This is a genomic window from uncultured Porphyromonas sp., from assembly GCF_900541275.1.
Classification (GTDB): Bacteria; Bacteroidota; Bacteroidia; order Bacteroidales; family Porphyromonadaceae; genus Porphyromonas_A.
Genome location: NZ_UQJH01000001.1, coordinates 501,169 through 517,012 on the forward strand (window position 1 = coordinate 501,169; position 15,844 = coordinate 517,012).

Consider the following 15,844-nt stretch of genomic DNA (forward strand, 5'->3'; position numbering starts at 1 on the left):
TGATCTAAAGAGCTCAGTTGAGCTCGTACTTGTAGGTTATCTTTCCTCTCTGATTATTCACCTGATCGGCGCGACTGAAGCGAGTGGCCTTGGCGGCCTTGATCGCACTCTGTTGCATAGAGTAGTCGCCTATGGTAGTCCCCGGAGCGATCGTGGCGGCGATGACGTTTCCACTACTATTGACGGTAATGGCGACGACGATACGGCCCTCCACATTCTTTGTAAAGTCGGGTCTCTTGAGTCCGCCCACAATATCACGCCCGGCGAGAGACCAGCCACCGAAGCCTGCCACTCCGGAGCCTGCACCTCCACCGGTCACATTACCGGAGGGAGAGCCCTGGTGCCCTGTCGTCGAGCCCGACGGGGTAGTCCCCGATCCGGATGCATTCTGAGCATTTCCCAGAGCACCTGCCACCTTACCGGCAATTTCAGCTCTACGCTTAGCCTCAGCAGCCTCGCGCTTCTTCTGCTCCTCCCGCAGACGCTCTTGGCGCTGCCTCTCCAGCTCCGCGCGGGTGTCCTTTTTCTTCTCCGGCTCCTTCTTAGGCTCCTGTGGCTTGACCTGCTTCACCTCCGGAGCCTCCGGCAGGTCCTGCGTCAGCAGGTCCTCATCGGGCGGTGTGGGTGTCGGCTCCACGGGGTCCACCTCCTCAGGTGGGATGATCTCGTGCGGATCATAGGTCCCCTCAGCCTCTGCCATATTCCCTATGGAGACCAGTATCCCGGCTGGTAGATCCGGGACCTTCATCGGAGGCATGAGGATGACGAAGAGCAGCCCCACAGCGAGGATATGCACCCCTACCGCTATGGCTGCCGAGATCCATTGCCTACTATTTCTCTTATCTTCCTCCACTGTACTATGCTTGAGCCATGATTACTCCTTGAGCGGGCGGGTGGCGAGGACCATCTGATAGCGATTCTCCACCGCAATATTCAGCACCTTCACCACCTCTCCATACGGCACACCCTCATCCGCATAGAGGGCGACGAACATATCAGGATTCTGATCCAGAGTTTCCTGCAGGAAGGGGTCAATCTCCTCAAAAGTCACCTGCCGATCCTCGCCATTACCGACACCGACGAAGTACTCCCCCTCAGGGGTGATGGTGACACGAGTGACGGGGCGTGCATTGGTCTGCTGAGAACTCTTAGGCAGCAGGACCCTCAGGGCACTCGGCACCACGAGGGTACTCGAGACCATGAAGAAGATCAGGAGCAGGAAGATGACGTCGGTCATCGACGCCATACTAAAGTCTCCTATAGCCTTAGATCTACGCTTCAGCTTCATCAGTGTATCCCTCCCTTTCGTGCAGTCGTGATGGTAGGCTCATTGAGCAGATCCATAAAGTCCAGAGCCTCCGACTCAGACTTTGAGACAATCTTATCCACCCGCGTCGTGAGGTAATTGTAGGCAAAGAGGGCGAGGATACCGACGATCAGACCACCGACCGTCGTCACCAGCGCCTCATAGATACCGGAGGAGAGCAGTGAGACATCGACATTGGCCCCCGCCTGTGCCATATTGTAGAAGGCACGGATCATACCGGTCACCGTACCGAGGAAGCCGATCATCGGCGCACCGGAGGCAACGGTAGCGAGAAGAGGAAGTGACTTCTCCAAGCGCTGCACCTCGAGGTTACCCACATTCTCTATCGCTGCCATGATCTCCTCTGTCGGACGTCCCAAGCGGTCGATCCCCTTGGAGATCATCCTCGCACCAGGGGTGTGCTCAGCCTCGCACAGATCCTTGGCAGACTCCAGCTTGCCCTCTCGGATGTAGTCCCGAGTCTTCTCGATGAAGGAGGGATTGCTCTTACCGGCTTTGTTGTAAAAGAGCACCCGCTCCACAAATATGTAGCAAGCGATGATCGAGAGGAGCAAAAGGACGATCATGATCCAGCCTCCCTTGACAGCCAGGTCCCATAGATTCATCGTCTCCGTATCGGTGACGGCAGAGCCGGCCACCTGAGAGAGCTGAGGCAGAGTGTCTGCCGCTATTTGAAGGAAATTCATCTGATGTTATTCTGATATGATTATTGTACAATACTACACCCTCCCCCATCTAATAATCTCACTTACTGAGGATCTCGAGATACTTGCGGACCACAGACTCAAATCCCTCATACAGGGCTTCGCAGATCACGGCGTGACCGATAGAGACCTCATCCAGCTCCGGGATGTGCCTATGGAGGAGTGCCAGATTGTCGAGACTAAGGTCGTGACCGGCATTGACTCCGAGCCCCAGCTCCTTGGCACGCCTGGCACAGGCCACAAAGGGCTGGACAGCCTCCTCAGGGTGCGTCGGATACAGGTCAGCATAGGGCTTCGTATACATCTCCACTCGATCAGCCCCTACGCTCCGAGCAGCGACGAGATTCTCCAAGTCAGTGTCCACAAAGATTGAGGCGCGGATTCCAGCCCGGTGGAGTCGGTCGATGATCTTCTCCAGCTGGTCATAGTGCGTCTCCACATCCCATCCGGCACTGCTCGTCAGTGCATCCGGTGCATCCGGTACTAGGGTGACCTGATCGGGACCCACCTGGGTGACTAACGTAAGGAAGTCCTCCGAGGGATAGCCCTCTATATTGTACTCCGTATCTACCACCTGCCTCAGCGCCGGGACATCAGCATACTTAATGTGACGCTCGTCGGGCCTGGGATGGACGGTGATCCCCTGCGCCCCCATCCGCTGGAGGTCCTTAGCCACCTGGATAATGTCAGGACGATTCTCCCCCCGGGCATTCCTGAGAGTGGCTACTTTATTGATATTGACACTAAATAGAGTCATGGCTACAGTATATGATTACGATAGATACAAAGGTAACACTTTTCCAAGTGAAGACCTTTCCCTAAAACGAACTGTGACAAAAAGAGCCACCATTTCCACCGAGATGGTACCATCTACACCCAGATATTGTACGCTTCTGAGCCGATAGGCACGAAAAAAAAGAGCAACACCGTAGAGTTTACGATGTTGCTCTTAGCTGAGTCTTGTATTTAGGACCGCTGTATCAGGCCTTAGCCTTATCCACGATCGCCTTAAACGCCTCCTGGTGATTCATCGCCAGGTCAGCGAGGACCTTGCGATTGATCTCGATACCCTTGTCGTGGAGCATCCCCATGAGCCTTGAGTAGGAGAGTCCCTCCTGACGTGCAGCCGCATTGATACGCTGGATCCAGAGGGCACGGAAAGTGCGCTTCTTGACCTTACGATCGCGGTAAGCGTAGGTAAGCCCCTTCTCCCAAGTATTCTTAGCTACCGTCCAGACATTCCTACGTGCACCATAGTAGCCACGGGTCTGCTTGAGGATTCTCTTGCGCCGCGCCTTAGAGGCGGCATGATTGACTGATCTTGACATGATTCTAAAATTTCTGTGGACATGAGCGGCGGATCATTACTCTCCGCACTTCTCTGCTCATCATCCTGTTACTAAAATCTTACGTAGTCGACCGCTTACTTATGCAAGTCCAAGCAGTTTCTTGACCCCACGCTCATTGGACTCGTGTACCAGTCCGGTATTTGTGAGATCACGCTTTTGCCTCTTGGACTTACATGCCAGGAGGTGGCTCTTGTAAGCATGCTTACGCTTGATTTTTCCTGATCCGGTGAGAGAAAATCTCTTCTTAGCACCGCAATTAGTCTTAACCTTAGGCATGACTTGATGGATTAAATAATGTATAAATTAGTGATTGCCGCGGCTCACGCCGTGGACGTTATTACGCCTCCTCTTCCGGCTCACTATCGGAGCCTTCATCAGAGGTGTGATGTTGATTGTTACTGCTACTATCGTCACTCTTCTTCTTAGCGACTCCCTTCTTGGGTGAGAAGAGCATACTCATGCGCTTTCCCTCAAGCTTAGGGAGCTGATCCACCCGAGCGTAGTCCTCAAGATCGTTGGCAAAACGAAGGAGGAGGAGCTTACCCTGGTCCTTAAAGACGATGGACCGTCCACGGAAGAAGACATAAGCACGCACCTTGCTGCCCTCCTGCAGGAAGCTGATGGCATGGCGGAGCTTAAAGCTGTAGTCATGGTCGTCAGTCTGAGGTCCGAAGCGGATCTCCTTGAGCGTCGTCTTGACCTGATTGGCTTTCTGTTCCTTAGCCTTCTTCTTCTGCTGGTAAAGAAACTTTTGGTAGTCCAAAATCTTACAGACAGGCGGATCTGCATTGGGCGAAATCTCCACGAGATCGAGCTCCTGCTGCTGCGCCATACGGCGAGCCTCCTGGATGGTGTAGATCCCTTGCTCCACGTTGTCCCCTACGACACGCACCTCACGAGCACGGATCTGCTCATTGATACGATTGGAGTTTTCATCGTCGCGACTTCCGCGACTAATTGGCTGTCTTCTTGCGGACATTAAGTCTCTTCTTGAGGTCTAAAAATATAGTTACGTGTCAGCAGTCTCCACTCCCTACCTCCCTGACAGGATAGGTACGAGAGTCGACTAAGCCGGTAGTTATCAGTCTATTATTCCTTATCGTGCTGGTGAGCAAAGGCCTTCTGAGCCTCATCAGTTTGCTCCCACTGATGGGTCTGCTTGTAGATTTCCTGAGCCACAGCGTCGGCAAAGGTACTAATTTTTTCCGTACCCTGCTCGCCTTCACCCTGTTTGCGAATAGAAACGGTACCCTCTGCCTCCTCTTTCTCGCCTACGATCAAGAGGTAGGGGATGCGCATCAGCTCTGTCTCGCGGATCTTTTTGCCGAGCTTCTCGTCCCGATCATCGACCTTGACGCGGATACCCTTTTCCTTCAGCTCATCCTCCACCTTATAGGCGTAGTCAAGATATTTCTCCGAGACTGGGAGGATTGCCACCTGGTCTGGGCAGAGCCAGAGGGGGAACTTGCCCGCCGTATTCTCGCAGAGGACGGCGACAAAGCGCTCGATCGAACCAAAGGGCGCACGGTGGAGCATCACGGGGCGGTGCATCTGTCCGTCCTCTCCGGTGTACTCGAGCTGGAAGCGCTCCGGCAGATTGTAGTCCACCTGGATGGTACCGAGCTGCCACTTGCGACCGATGGCGTCCTTGACCATAAAGTCGAGCTTAGGACCATAGAAGGCAGCCTCCCCCTCGACCACCTTAGCCTTGACGCCACGATCCTTGCAGACCTCGATGATGGCATTCTCTGCCTTCTCCCAATTCTCATCCGTCCCGATGTACTTCTCTTTATTATTGGGGTCACGCAGGGAGATCTGTGCCTCAAAGGACTTAAACTCAAGCGTCTTGAAGACAATATAGATGATGTCCATCACGCGCTCAAACTCCTCCTTGATCTGATCAGGGCGACAGAAGATGTGCGCATCATCCTGCGTAAAGCCTCTCACACGGGTCAGTCCGTGGAGCTCCCCACTCTGCTCGTAGCGGTACACTGTACCAAACTCAGCAATGCGCACCGGCAGATCCCTGTAAGAGCGTGGCTTGCTCCGGAAGACTATGCAGTGGTGGGGGCAATTCATCGGCTTGAGCATATACTCCTCGCCCTCCTGCGGAGTCGTGATGGGGCGGAAGGAGTCCTTACCATACTTAGCCCAGTGGCCGGAGGTGACATAGAGCTGCTTGCTACCGATATGAGGCGTCATCACCTGCTGGTAGCCATAGGTCTCCTGAACACGCTCCAAGAAGCGCTGCAGGGTCAGCCGAAGTTGCGTGCCTCTCGGAAGCCAAAGGGGCAGGCCGGGTCCCACCTCACTTGAGAAGGTAAAGAGCTCAAGCTCCTTACCGATCTTACGGTGGTCGCGGAGCTTAGCCTCCTCCACCATCTGGAGATACTCATCCAGCATCTTCGCTTTGGGGAAGGTGATGCCGTACACGCGGGTAAGCATCTGACGATTTTCATCCCCACGCCAATAAGCTCCTGCGAGCTTGGTCAGCTTGACCGCCTTGATCAGACCGGTGCTTGGGATATGCGGTCCACGGCAGAGATCGACAAAGTTGCCGCAGGTGTAGGTGCTTATCGTCCCATCCTCGAGGTCCTGGATAAGCTCCACCTTGTACGGATCCTTATCCTCCTCAGTCCAGTGATGAAGAGCGTCCTCCTTGGAGATCTCCTGACGGACCAGCGGCTGATCCTCCTTGGCAAGCTCCATGATACGCTTCTCCAGCTTAGGCAGGTCACTCTCGGTAAGAGTGGTACCTGTATCCGTCATATCGACATCGTAGTAGTAGCCGTCATCAACAGCGGGACCAATGGCAAATTTCACCCCCGGGTAAAGCTCCTGCAGCGCCTCGGCGGTGAGGTGGGCCGAGGTGTGCCAGAAGGCATGCTTCCCCTCGTCATCATCCCAGGTGAAGAACTGCACTCGTGCATCCGTCTCTATGGGACGCATTACATCCCACAGCTTGCCATTCACCCTTGCCACCAAGATCTTCTTAGCCAGCTGAGGGCTGATCTCTGCCGCCAGCTCTTGGCTGGTTACCCCCTTAGGGGCCTCCTTCTGAGACCCGTCCGGAAATGTAATTGTGATATTTGCCATGATCTATATTGATTGATCTACTTTCTCTGTCTGCTATCTATAATAGACAAAGGTACAAACTTTTGCCGTATTCCGATCCGCCCCACAAAATCAGGCCCCGACGAGACTGAGCGTGAGGATGAAGACGAAAGTGGAGGATCAGCCGGAGAGCACCCGGTTGCGGGTCGGTGCTCAGGGATTGAGCTCGCGGAGACGGTCTCGGACCTGCTCCATCTGCCACATCGGGGTGGAGGTGGCGCCGGTGATACCCACCGTCCTGACCTCAAGAGGGAGGGGGTCTGTGATCTCGGAGGGGTCGGAGATGAAGTAGGTGTGGGGATTGGCCTGCAGGGCGGCGCGGTAGAGCACTTTGCCGTTGCTGCTGTTCTTACCGGCGATGAAGTAGATAACATCCTTGCTCTTGGCAAAGTCGACAAGATCCTTCATCCGATTGGCGACCTGACGGCAGATGGTATCGTGGCTCTCGAAGTAGACCCCGGGCCGAAGGTGGTCGCTGACATAGCCGATGAGCTCCCGGTAAGCCATACCGTCCATAGTGGTCTGGCTGAAAAGATAGACAGGACGACTGAGATCAACCTTCTCCTCCACGTCGCTGATCGACTGGACGACAATCGCATGCCCCTCTGTCTGACCGACGAGCCCATTTACCTCAGCATGTCCCAGCTTGCCGAAGATAACGATCTGCCCTCCCTCGCGGGAGGTTTTCTCATAGGTCTTGCGGATCTTACGCTGGAGGGAGAGGACGACCGGACAGGTGGCGTCAATGATCTCCAGTCCACGGGATCGCGCCTCGGCATAAATCTCGGGCGGTTCGCCATGGGCCCGGAAGAGAACCCGCTTGTCCCTCAGGTGGCTGAGATCCTCGTAGCGGATCGGACGAAGTCCTTTCTCGGAGAGACGTGAGACCTCCTGACTATTGTGTACAATATCTCCGAGAGAGTAGAGCGAGTGTCCCCCCTCGAGCTCGGTCTCAGCCTTCTCGATCGCAGTGACGACACCGAAGCAGAAGCCGGACTTGCTATTAATCTCGATGTCGATCATAGGCGCTCCCTTACCCGCTCCTCGACCCAGGCCTGTTGCTGGTCGAGGGTCATATCAGAGTTGTCGAGGACAAGGGCGTCCTCTGCCTGCCTGAGGGGGCTGACAGTGCGACCGGAGTCGATGCGGTCCCGCTCTCGGACGTTAGCGAGCACGGAGTCGAAGGTGACCGACTCGCCCTTAGCCGTCAGCTCGTCAAAGCGCCTGCGCGCTCTGACTTCGGGTCGGGCGGTGACGAAGATCTTGAGCTCCGCATCGGGGAGAATGGTGGTGCCGACATCTCGCCCGTCCATCACTACCCCCTTCTGCCTCGCCATAGCCTGCTGCTGTCTCGTGAGTTCGCTGCGGACCTCCGGTATGGTGGCGACTGGGCTGACATGCTCCGAGACCTCCATACCCCTGATCTCCCGCTCAACGTCCTCGCCATTGAGGAGAAGGTGCTGACCATCGGGGTGGATGGCGAAGCGCAGCTCTATCTCAGGAAGCCGGCGAGCGATCTCCTCGACCATCGGCTCATGTCCACTGAAGAGTCCCTCCCGGAGGGCATAGAGCGTGACGCCCCGATACATAGCACCAGTATCAACATAAGTGTAGCCGAGGGAGCGGGCGAGACGCTTAGCGATAGTGCTCTTGCCACAGGAGGAGTAGCCGTCGAGGGCGATATTGATCTTCTTGCTGTCTGTCATTACTGCATGCGCTTGATGATGTTGTAGGAGCCAAAGACGCCTAGAGCACCGGCCCGGCTCATGTCCCGATCCCCCTTCTCCTTATCCCCCGTGGCATAGTAGGCAAGTCCGCGGGCAAAGAAGGCGTCGCCAAAGGAGGGATCTCTGATGATCAGATCGCTGAGGGCGGAGATCGCCTCGTGATACTGCCCAAGGCCGTAGTGAGCGTAGGCGAGGTTGTAGAGCGCCGGGAGGTAGCCGGGGACGAGGTCGAGCACCTTGCGGAAGTCCTCGATGGAGGAGGTGTAGGTCGCTTTCTTCAGGAGGTAGTCCTTGGAGAGATCTGCCTTGGAGACATCGACGCCGAGGTCTATCTGAGTGTGGCGGACGGTCTCCTTATTGATAAAGTCCTTGATGCGGGAGACACCACGCTGGAGGTAGGCATCGGGCTGGTCGGGGTGCTCAGCAATCACTCGGTCGAGTGTCGCCACCACCGCTGCATGATCGCTGACCATCACCTGGTCCATAGCGAGGGCAAAGAGATCCTGCTCCCTCATCTGCGGGAATGAGTCGATGCGGCTCATGTGGTAGTCAAACTGTAGCTGATTGAGGACCGGAAGGTCATTGACCACATAGATCTTGCGATCGGACGTTGGCAGATGAAGCTCGCCTGAGTAGTCTCGCTCCTTGCCAAGTCGGGGCTGAGCCTCCTCCTTCATATAATACGAGAGGGTGAAGAGCGGCATCGGCTCCACCGGCATCTCTCGATCCTGCACGCGACCACGGATGCCGCCCTCCTCCGCCTCGGCATAGAGCTCATTGTACCCCTTCTCCCGGCTGTTGTAGACGAGGAGACGGAACTTGCGGATGTTGTCGTCCCGCTCGTCCCGGACCTGTCGGGCGCCTCCCTCAGCGTACATATTCTCCGCATCCTCTTTCAGCAACTCGGACATCTCCTTCTGCTGCTGCTCCGCCTTACGTCGCGTTGCAGGGTCGTACATCATCTTGCTGGCGAGGTAATTGTCCTTCTTTGCCTCAATGGTCTGCCCCAGACCCATATTGGCTCTGGAGCGCTCGGCAAAGGCGGGGACAAATGTGGGATAGCGGTTGATGATCTTGGTCAGGTCGGACTTGGCGAGAGTGTAGCTACCGAGTTCGTTGGCGACTAAGGCGCGATTGAAGATCGCAAAGTAATTGTCCGGCTGTAGCATGACCACTCTACTGAAGTCGTCTAATGCTCCATTGAGCTCCCCCACCTGCGTCCGGAGGAGGGCGCGATTGTATCGGGCGATGAGGTTATTGGGATCCAGTTCCACCGCCATAGTGTAGTCGCCCATCGCTCCGCGCATATTATTTTGCTGGTATCGGATGAGCGCTCTATTGGTATATAGTATCGGCTCATTGGCATTGATGCGGATCGCCTTGTCGAGGTAATCCTCTGCCTCTCGATACTTGCGCCTACTGTAGGCAATATCCGCCATAGAGAGATGAGCATTGGTCAGCGAAGGTGAGAGGGCAAGCGCTTTCTCAAAGAGCCCCTGCGCTGCAATGGTGTCACCCTGCTGCAGTCGGAGACCGCCATCGATCAGATAGCCATCCGCATAGTCGGGATGATAGCGGTGGAGGTGGTCAAGGAGGCGACGGGCGGATACCGTATCCTTCATTGATGTGTAGAGGACCGCAGCATTGTGGAGCGCCCCCCGATTGTCGGGATTATCGGCTAGCACCACCCTGTAGTCCTGAAGCGCCAGCGAGTCCTCGCCCAGCGTGTGGCGGGTGAGGGCGCGGAGGTAGTAGGCGTCGTAGATGAAGGGATTACGTCCGATGCTGACAGAAGCATCCTGCTCAGCACCCCTGACATCCCCAAGGCTGTACTTCGCAACCGCCCGCCAGTAGTAGGGGCGTGCAGAGGTGGAGTCGACCCGGATGGCAGTATTGAAGTATTGGATGGCGAGGACGTAATCCTTGAAGAGGATCGCATTTTGCCCTATGGTCATCACCCGAGCCGGGTCGATCTGGGCGTGTGCGGGCAGGAGATGGCAGACCACCAGTATGGTGGTCTGCCAAAGTCGTAAGCGGATCCTCTCTCTCATCCCGGTCAGTTATCGGCTATTGGTGATGATCTTGTAGTCCGCCCGGACATTGCCGCGGGACATCTTCTTGAGCTTACTGCGGATCATGGCCTTGCGCATCGCGGGAACCTTGTCTGTGAAGAGGATCCCACGGGTGTGGTCAAACTCATGCTGGAAGACCCGCGCGCTGAAGCCTCGGAAGGTTTCCTCGTGCCACTCGAAGCTCTCATCCTGGTACTTCACCCGCACCATCGTCGGTCGGCTTACCGGCTCGCTGAGACCGGGGAGACTGAGGCAGCCCTCGTCCAGGGTTACCTCCTCCGTGCCATACTCCAGCACCTCCGCATTGATAAAGGTGTGCTTCATATCTGCCGTCTCGGGATAGGCGTCCTGGAGGGGCGACGCATCGATGACAAAGAGCTGCAGTGCCTTGCCCACCTGCGGGGCGGCCAGTCCGATCCCATCGGAGGCATACATGGTGTCGTACATATCGGCAATCAGCTTTTGGAGACCCGGCAGGTCAGGAGTCACCTCCTTGGTCGGTTCTCTCAGTATATCGGTGCCGTAGACGAATATAGGTAGTTCCATTGCTTACTTTCTATTCATTAATTATATCTCTCCCCGATCCTGCATCTCACGATAGGTCCGACTCTCAAGGAAGTCACGCAGGATGATCACGGCGCTGATCTCGTCGACCAGCCCTTTCTCCCGCCTCTTCATCCGCCCCATTCCGCTCTCGACGAGGGTCCGATTGGCGATTACTGAAGTGAAGCGCTCGTCATACCTTATGATGAGCATGGCAGGTAAAAGTTTACGCAGCCTATTGATCAGCGGAGTAATGTATTTCTCACTCTCGGAGGGCGAATTGTCCGTCTGCTTAGGTAGCCCGATGATGATCGCATCCACCTGCTCCCGCTGACAGTAGTCCCTCACACGATCGGGGATCTCGCCCGTGGAGGCATAGCCCATACCGTCGGGGATGATCCTCAGGGGGTCCGTCACCGCCATACCGGTTCGCTTGCGCCCTACATCCAGCCCTAAGAGACGTCCCATAGAAGCTCTCGGATGGTCTTACGGGTGATCGGGTCAATCACGTCAGGCGCTATCTCGGCCAAGGGCTGGAGGACAAAGAGCCGCTCTCGCATACGAGGATGAGGGATCTCCAGCCACTCATCGTGGTAGACCAGGTCATCGATCATCAGAATATCGACATCGCAGGTCCGGTCGAAGTGGATCCCGCTGACGCTCTTCCGCTCACGCCCCAGCTCTCGCTCGATCTCGCGCGTCATCGTAAGAAGGGCTCGAGGGGCAAGCGAAGTACGGACAGCGAGCACTTGATTAAGAAACTTATGCTCACTCTCAAAGCCCACCGGCTCCGTCTCCATAGGAGAGGAGACAGCGAGAACCTTCCCCACCCGCTCACCGATCAGCCGTACCGCCTCGGAGAGGTAGTGGGCACGATCTCCTAAGTTGCTCCCGAGAGCGATATAAGTGGTGTGCTCCATAAGTGTCAGATGATGAGCATGGCATCACCGTAGCAACCAAAGCGGTACTCCTCCTTGATCGCCACCTTGTAGGCATTCATCATCACGTCGTAGCCACCGAAGGCTACTGCGGTGAGCAGCGTGGAGGAGTACGGCATATGGAAACCGGTCACCATACTATTGGCGATGCCAAAGGTGTACTCCGGGTAGATAAACTTCCCCGTCCAGCCCCCATAGGGCTTGATAAAGCCATCGGTACTGAGCGCGGTCTCCAGTGCCTTCATCGTCGAGGTGCCGACACCGCAGATCTTATGTCCTCCCACACGCGCCTTATTGACCACGTCGCAGCACTCCTGCGTGATAGAGATCTGCTCGGATCCCATCTTGTACTTCGCGAGGTCGTCCACATCGATCTCGTCGTACATCACGCGGCTGGTGCTTAGCTCAAGCTTCGCAAAGTGGACATCCTTCAGGTCGAGACGCTTCATCAGCTCGCGGCTGAAGTGAAATCCTGCCGACGGTCCCACTACAGCCCCCTCAGCCTCAGCGTATATGGTCTGGTACCGCTCAGCATCATCCGGTGTCGGCTCACGCTTGATATAGTCGGGCAGAGGCGTCATGCCGAGGTCTTTCAGATCTTGGATGAAGTGGTCATGATCCCCGTCGTAGAGGAAGCGAAGGGTACGACCTCGGGAGGTGGTATTGTCGATCACCTCAGCGACTAGTCGCTCATCGTCACCAAAGAAAAGCTTATTCCCGATCCGGATCTTACGAGCCGGGTCCACGAGGACATCCCACAGGTAGTTCTCAGCCTTCAGCTCGCGCATCAGGAATACCTCGATGCGGGCATTCGTCTTCTCCTTATGACCCACGAGGTGAGCAGGGAAGACCTTCGCATTATTAAGGACGATCACGTCGTCCTCTGAGAAGTACTCGATCAGATCCTTAAACTGTCTATGCTCGATCTCCCCACTCTTGCGGTGGAGTACCATCATCCGAGACTCATCACGAAAGTCTGTCGGATGCTGAGCAATCAGTTTCTTGGGCAACTTGAAGCCAAATTGTGACAACTTCATATATCAGTGTCTCTAAAATTGATTATACCTATTCTCCCCCCTCAGCCACGATGCGATCCGTCCACGCCCTCAGGTCGGTCTGGTGGACGGAAGCATACGCATCCAGCGTCTGCCGAATAAATGGCACAAAGTCCTCCGGACGGATGCACTCCTCCACACTTCGGTCGCCCACCCGTGTCCGCCGTAGTCGCGTGAGATGAGCGCCACAGCCGAGTTGCTCACCTAGGTCACGAGCCAGCGCGCGGATGAAGATCCCCTTGCCTCCCGTTACCCGTACCCGTGCCAGCGGCGCTTCGTAGCTCAGTAGCTCGATCCGATCGAAACGGACCCGCTTAGCCGGCAGCTCCACCTCATCCCCCCGACGTGCGATCATATAGGCACGCTCCCCGCCGATCTTCGCTGCGGAGTAGGCGGGCGGCACCTGATTGATCTCCCCCTCATACGAGAGCAGAGCTGTACGTATCTCCTCCTCCGTGAGGTGATCATAGGGGTAAAAGGCATCGATGGAATGCTCCAAGTCAAAGCTCGGCGTGGTGGCGCCTAGCCGTATCGTCGCCTCGTAGCACTTGTCGTGATCCTGCAGCTCCTCGATGCGCTTCGTGAAGCGCCCGGTACAGAGCACGACCACACCGGTGGCCAGAGGATCAAGTGTACCGGCATGCCCGACCTTGAGGCGCTTAAGATTGAGCTCCGTGCAGGCGAGCCGGCGAAAGAGATTAACCAAGTCGAAGCTGGTCCAGCCGAGTGGCTTATCGACGGAGATGATCATCCCCTCGCTGAAGGGGTTGGGCGGTGCGACACGCCTTCGCCCCCTCTCAGCGCCTATCTGATAGACTGCTCGAGTCAGTCGCTCCCCTCTATCGTCCATCACCCCCACTTAGAAAACAGCAAGATCCATGCCCAAGCCCAGCATCGCCAAGATGACACAGGCGACAGCGATCCGATACCAGCCAAAGGAGGCAAAGGTGTGCTTCTGCACAAAGGTGATGAAGAAACGGACCGCCGCTAGGGCGACGACGAAGGAGACCACATTACCCACCACCAGCAGACCCATATGATCGGAGAGCACTGATAGATCGCCCGTCTTCCAGAACTTCAGCACCTCATAGCAGGTGGCGCCCAGCATCGTCGGTACAGCGAGGAAGAAGCTAAACTCTGCCGCCCGCTTCCTATCCATCCCCGCCACCATACCACCGACGATCGTACTCATTGAGCGCGACATCCCGGGCATAAACATGGCAATGGTCTGGAAGAGCCCGACGATGAAGGCATTCTTGTAGGTGATCTCCCGTCCGTGGCTTCCCTTATGGAGCCACTTGTCGATGAAGAGCATCACCACACCTCCGATGAGGAGATTGACCGCGATGATCCACACCGATCCGAGGGCATGATCCACCCAGTCACCGAAGAGCACCCCCAGCACTACCGCCGGCAGGAGCCCGATCAGGAGAGCTATGTAGAAGCTGAAACGGCTTACCGTACGTTTCCATGCCGGCACCTCGGGACTATCCATCTCCGGTGCCACTCTGAAGTCAAAGAAACGCCTCCAGTAGAGCACCACCACGGAGAGGATCGCACCGAGTTGGATCATGACGGTGAAGGCCTTCACAAAAGGCGTACTCTCGATCCCCATCAGGGACTGAGCGATCACCAAGTGACCGGTGCTGGAGACCGGCAGAAACTCTGTCAGCCCTTCGACGATGGCGAGGACAATGGCTTGGACGACTGTCATCTCTCAGTTAGCTCAGTGGTGTCATCGGAGGGAGTCCCCTCACCGGTGTTGCTCCCCTTATAGTCGCTTCGCTTCCTCCAGAGGATCGCCACGGCGATGCCGGCATAGCCCAGCATGCAGACCAGCGGAGCCACACGGATGCGCAGGGGGCTGAAGACCTCAGGATTAAAAGTCACCCCATCCGTGGAGGCGCCTCCGCTCATCAGCAGATACCCAATGATCAGGAGAAGGAGTGAGCCTACGAGGATTAAGAGATTGACTCTCCCGAAACCGTAGGTTTCAAAGTGCATTTTCTTACCCTTATCTTTACTCATAACATTGTGTCTTGATAGCCTGCTCTTAGGCACGATAGAGACGATCCTCATCCATCTTGAGGTAGCGACTGACTGCAGCCGCAGAGGCGATCCAGGAGATTAGGATCCCTGAGAGCAGCACGACCGCCCCGGCGATCACCATATTCTGCACCGACAGCACACCACTGAGGATCGGATACTTCGTCAGGAGGTAGTAGCGGCACCAGACCATCAGCCCGATGGCAACCACCGCCGCCACCACACCACTCCTGATACCCGAGGCGATGAAGGGGCGGCGAATAAAGGAGCCGGTCGCCCCCACTAATCGCATCGTGTAGATGATGAAGCGCTTGGCATAGACCCGCAGGCGGATCGTATTATTGATCAGGACGACCGAGATCACCAGCAGGAGCAGCGCCAGTGCACCCATGATCAGGGCGATGGTGCTGAGATTGCGATTGAGCTCATCGACCAAGTCCTTACGGTAGGAGACCGTCTGTGCGATAGGGAAGGACTGCAGGTCCTTAGCGATCAGTTCGACACTGTCCGGGCTAGCGGCATACTCTGAGAGGACGTGCACCTCCAGTGTGGGTGAGAGGGGGTTCCACCCGAGGAAGTCCTCAGGGTTTTCCCCCAGCTCCTCGGCCAACTCCTGCATCGCCTCCTCCTTGGAGTAATAGGTCACCTCCTTGGCGTAGGGCTTAGATGAGATCTTGTCCCGCATCGAGACGATGTCGGCATCGGGGCTCTCCGGATCGAGCAGCACGGTGTAGCTGAGACTCTCGCGGATGTAGTCCCCCAAGCCACGCCCCACGAGACCGATCATCGCCACGAGACCGATCAGGAAGAGTACAGCACAGATACTGACTGTACTGAGGAATGTAGAGCCGGTCACCGGGACCCGGTGCGATTTCTTGGGCTTAGTCGACATATCTATCTACCAATTTTATTGTGTCCATTTAGGATGGGAAAAGTAGTCCCCGGAGCAAGGCAAGAGAGCCGAAAGTC

19 protein-coding genes are annotated in these 15,844 nt (G+C 56.2%); all 19 read right to left on the reverse strand.

The window, feature by feature from the left end; all coding sequences use genetic code 11:
- Window positions 1-13: 13 nt before the first annotated feature.
- The 19 genes from QZR17_RS02020 to QZR17_RS02110 all read right to left on the reverse strand — a co-directional run bounded on the left by QZR17_RS02020 (window position 14) and on the right by QZR17_RS02110 (window position 15,767).
- Complete coding sequence (locus tag QZR17_RS02020) at window positions 14-853, reverse strand: energy transducer TonB (RefSeq protein WP_297126987.1); 840 nt, start codon at window positions 851-853, stop codon at window positions 14-16.
- A 21-nt stretch (window positions 854-874) separates the two neighbouring features.
- On the reverse strand, window positions 875-1,288 hold the full coding sequence (locus tag QZR17_RS02025) for a biopolymer transporter ExbD (protein ID WP_296164045.1): 414 nt from the start codon (window positions 1,286-1,288) through the stop codon (window positions 875-877).
- Window positions 1,288-2,013, reverse strand: a complete 726-nt coding sequence (locus tag QZR17_RS02030; protein ID WP_297126990.1) for a MotA/TolQ/ExbB proton channel family protein — start codon at window positions 2,011-2,013, stop codon at window positions 1,288-1,290. The genes QZR17_RS02025 and QZR17_RS02030 overlap by 1 nt, the downstream gene beginning before the upstream one ends.
- Before the next feature lie 58 nt (window positions 2,014-2,071).
- Window positions 2,072-2,788: a pyridoxine 5'-phosphate synthase gene (locus QZR17_RS02035; RefSeq protein ID WP_297126993.1), complete on the reverse strand. Its 717-nt coding sequence runs from the start codon at window positions 2,786-2,788 to the stop codon at window positions 2,072-2,074.
- A gap of 223 nt (window positions 2,789-3,011) precedes the next feature.
- Window positions 3,012-3,359 carry a 50S ribosomal protein L20 gene (gene rplT, locus QZR17_RS02040; protein WP_297126996.1) on the reverse strand — a complete coding sequence of 116 codons (348 nt, stop codon included), beginning with the start codon at window positions 3,357-3,359 and terminating at the stop codon, window positions 3,012-3,014.
- Between the two features lie 99 nt (window positions 3,360-3,458).
- Window positions 3,459-3,656, reverse strand: a complete 198-nt coding sequence (gene rpmI / locus QZR17_RS02045; protein WP_297126999.1) for a 50S ribosomal protein L35 — start codon at window positions 3,654-3,656, stop codon at window positions 3,459-3,461.
- A 61-nt stretch (window positions 3,657-3,717) separates the two neighbouring features.
- Window positions 3,718-4,359 carry a translation initiation factor IF-3 gene (infC, locus tag QZR17_RS02050; protein WP_297127002.1) on the reverse strand — a complete coding sequence of 214 codons (642 nt, stop codon included), beginning with the start codon at window positions 4,357-4,359 and terminating at the stop codon, window positions 3,718-3,720.
- 110 nt (window positions 4,360-4,469) lie between these two features.
- Window positions 4,470-6,476, reverse strand: a complete 2,007-nt coding sequence (gene thrS, locus QZR17_RS02055) for a threonine--tRNA ligase (protein ID WP_297127005.1) — start codon at window positions 6,474-6,476, stop codon at window positions 4,470-4,472.
- A 171-nt stretch (window positions 6,477-6,647) separates the two neighbouring features.
- Window positions 6,648-7,517: a 4-hydroxy-3-methylbut-2-enyl diphosphate reductase gene (locus QZR17_RS02060; protein WP_297127008.1), complete on the reverse strand. Its 870-nt coding sequence runs from the start codon at window positions 7,515-7,517 to the stop codon at window positions 6,648-6,650.
- Entirely contained in the window at window positions 7,514-8,200 is a 687-nt protein-coding gene (cmk, locus tag QZR17_RS02065; RefSeq protein WP_297127011.1) for a (d)CMP kinase, read from the reverse strand. Before cmk ends, QZR17_RS02060 begins: the two co-directional genes overlap by 4 nt.
- Window positions 8,200-10,272 carry a tetratricopeptide repeat protein gene (locus QZR17_RS02070; RefSeq protein ID WP_297127014.1) on the reverse strand — a complete coding sequence of 691 codons (2,073 nt, stop codon included), beginning with the start codon at window positions 10,270-10,272 and terminating at the stop codon, window positions 8,200-8,202. The genes cmk and QZR17_RS02070 overlap by 1 nt, the downstream gene beginning before the upstream one ends.
- Window positions 10,273-10,281: 9 nt before the next feature.
- Window positions 10,282-10,839, reverse strand: a complete 558-nt coding sequence (gene def / locus QZR17_RS02075) for a peptide deformylase (RefSeq protein WP_296162693.1) — start codon at window positions 10,837-10,839, stop codon at window positions 10,282-10,284.
- A 21-nt stretch (window positions 10,840-10,860) separates the two neighbouring features.
- On the reverse strand, window positions 10,861-11,304 hold the full coding sequence (gene ruvX / locus QZR17_RS02080) for a Holliday junction resolvase RuvX (RefSeq protein WP_297127016.1): 444 nt from the start codon (window positions 11,302-11,304) through the stop codon (window positions 10,861-10,863).
- On the reverse strand, window positions 11,289-11,756 hold the full coding sequence (gene folK / locus QZR17_RS02085) for a 2-amino-4-hydroxy-6-hydroxymethyldihydropteridine diphosphokinase (protein ID WP_297127018.1): 468 nt from the start codon (window positions 11,754-11,756) through the stop codon (window positions 11,289-11,291). The genes ruvX and folK overlap by 16 nt, the downstream gene beginning before the upstream one ends.
- 5 nt (window positions 11,757-11,761) lie before the next feature.
- Window positions 11,762-12,811 (reverse strand): tRNA preQ1(34) S-adenosylmethionine ribosyltransferase-isomerase QueA, encoded by a 1,050-nt coding sequence (gene queA / locus QZR17_RS02090; protein ID WP_296158916.1) that lies wholly within the window; start codon window positions 12,809-12,811, stop codon window positions 11,762-11,764.
- Between the two features lie 28 nt (window positions 12,812-12,839).
- Window positions 12,840-13,580 carry a tRNA pseudouridine(55) synthase TruB gene (gene truB / locus QZR17_RS02095; RefSeq protein WP_297127151.1) on the reverse strand — a complete coding sequence of 247 codons (741 nt, stop codon included), beginning with the start codon at window positions 13,578-13,580 and terminating at the stop codon, window positions 12,840-12,842.
- 108 nt (window positions 13,581-13,688) lie between these two features.
- Entirely contained in the window at window positions 13,689-14,543 is an 855-nt protein-coding gene (locus tag QZR17_RS02100) for an undecaprenyl-diphosphate phosphatase (protein ID WP_297127021.1), read from the reverse strand.
- The gene (locus tag QZR17_RS02105) at window positions 14,540-14,857 is read right to left on the reverse strand and encodes a DUF3098 domain-containing protein (protein WP_297127023.1); all 318 of its coding nucleotides are present in this window, start codon (window positions 14,855-14,857) and stop codon (window positions 14,540-14,542) included. Before QZR17_RS02105 ends, QZR17_RS02100 begins: the two co-directional genes overlap by 4 nt.
- Before the next feature lie 25 nt (window positions 14,858-14,882).
- On the reverse strand, window positions 14,883-15,767 hold the full coding sequence (locus tag QZR17_RS02110; protein ID WP_297127026.1) for a permease-like cell division protein FtsX: 885 nt from the start codon (window positions 15,765-15,767) through the stop codon (window positions 14,883-14,885).
- Between the last annotated feature and the right edge of the window lie 77 nt (window positions 15,768-15,844).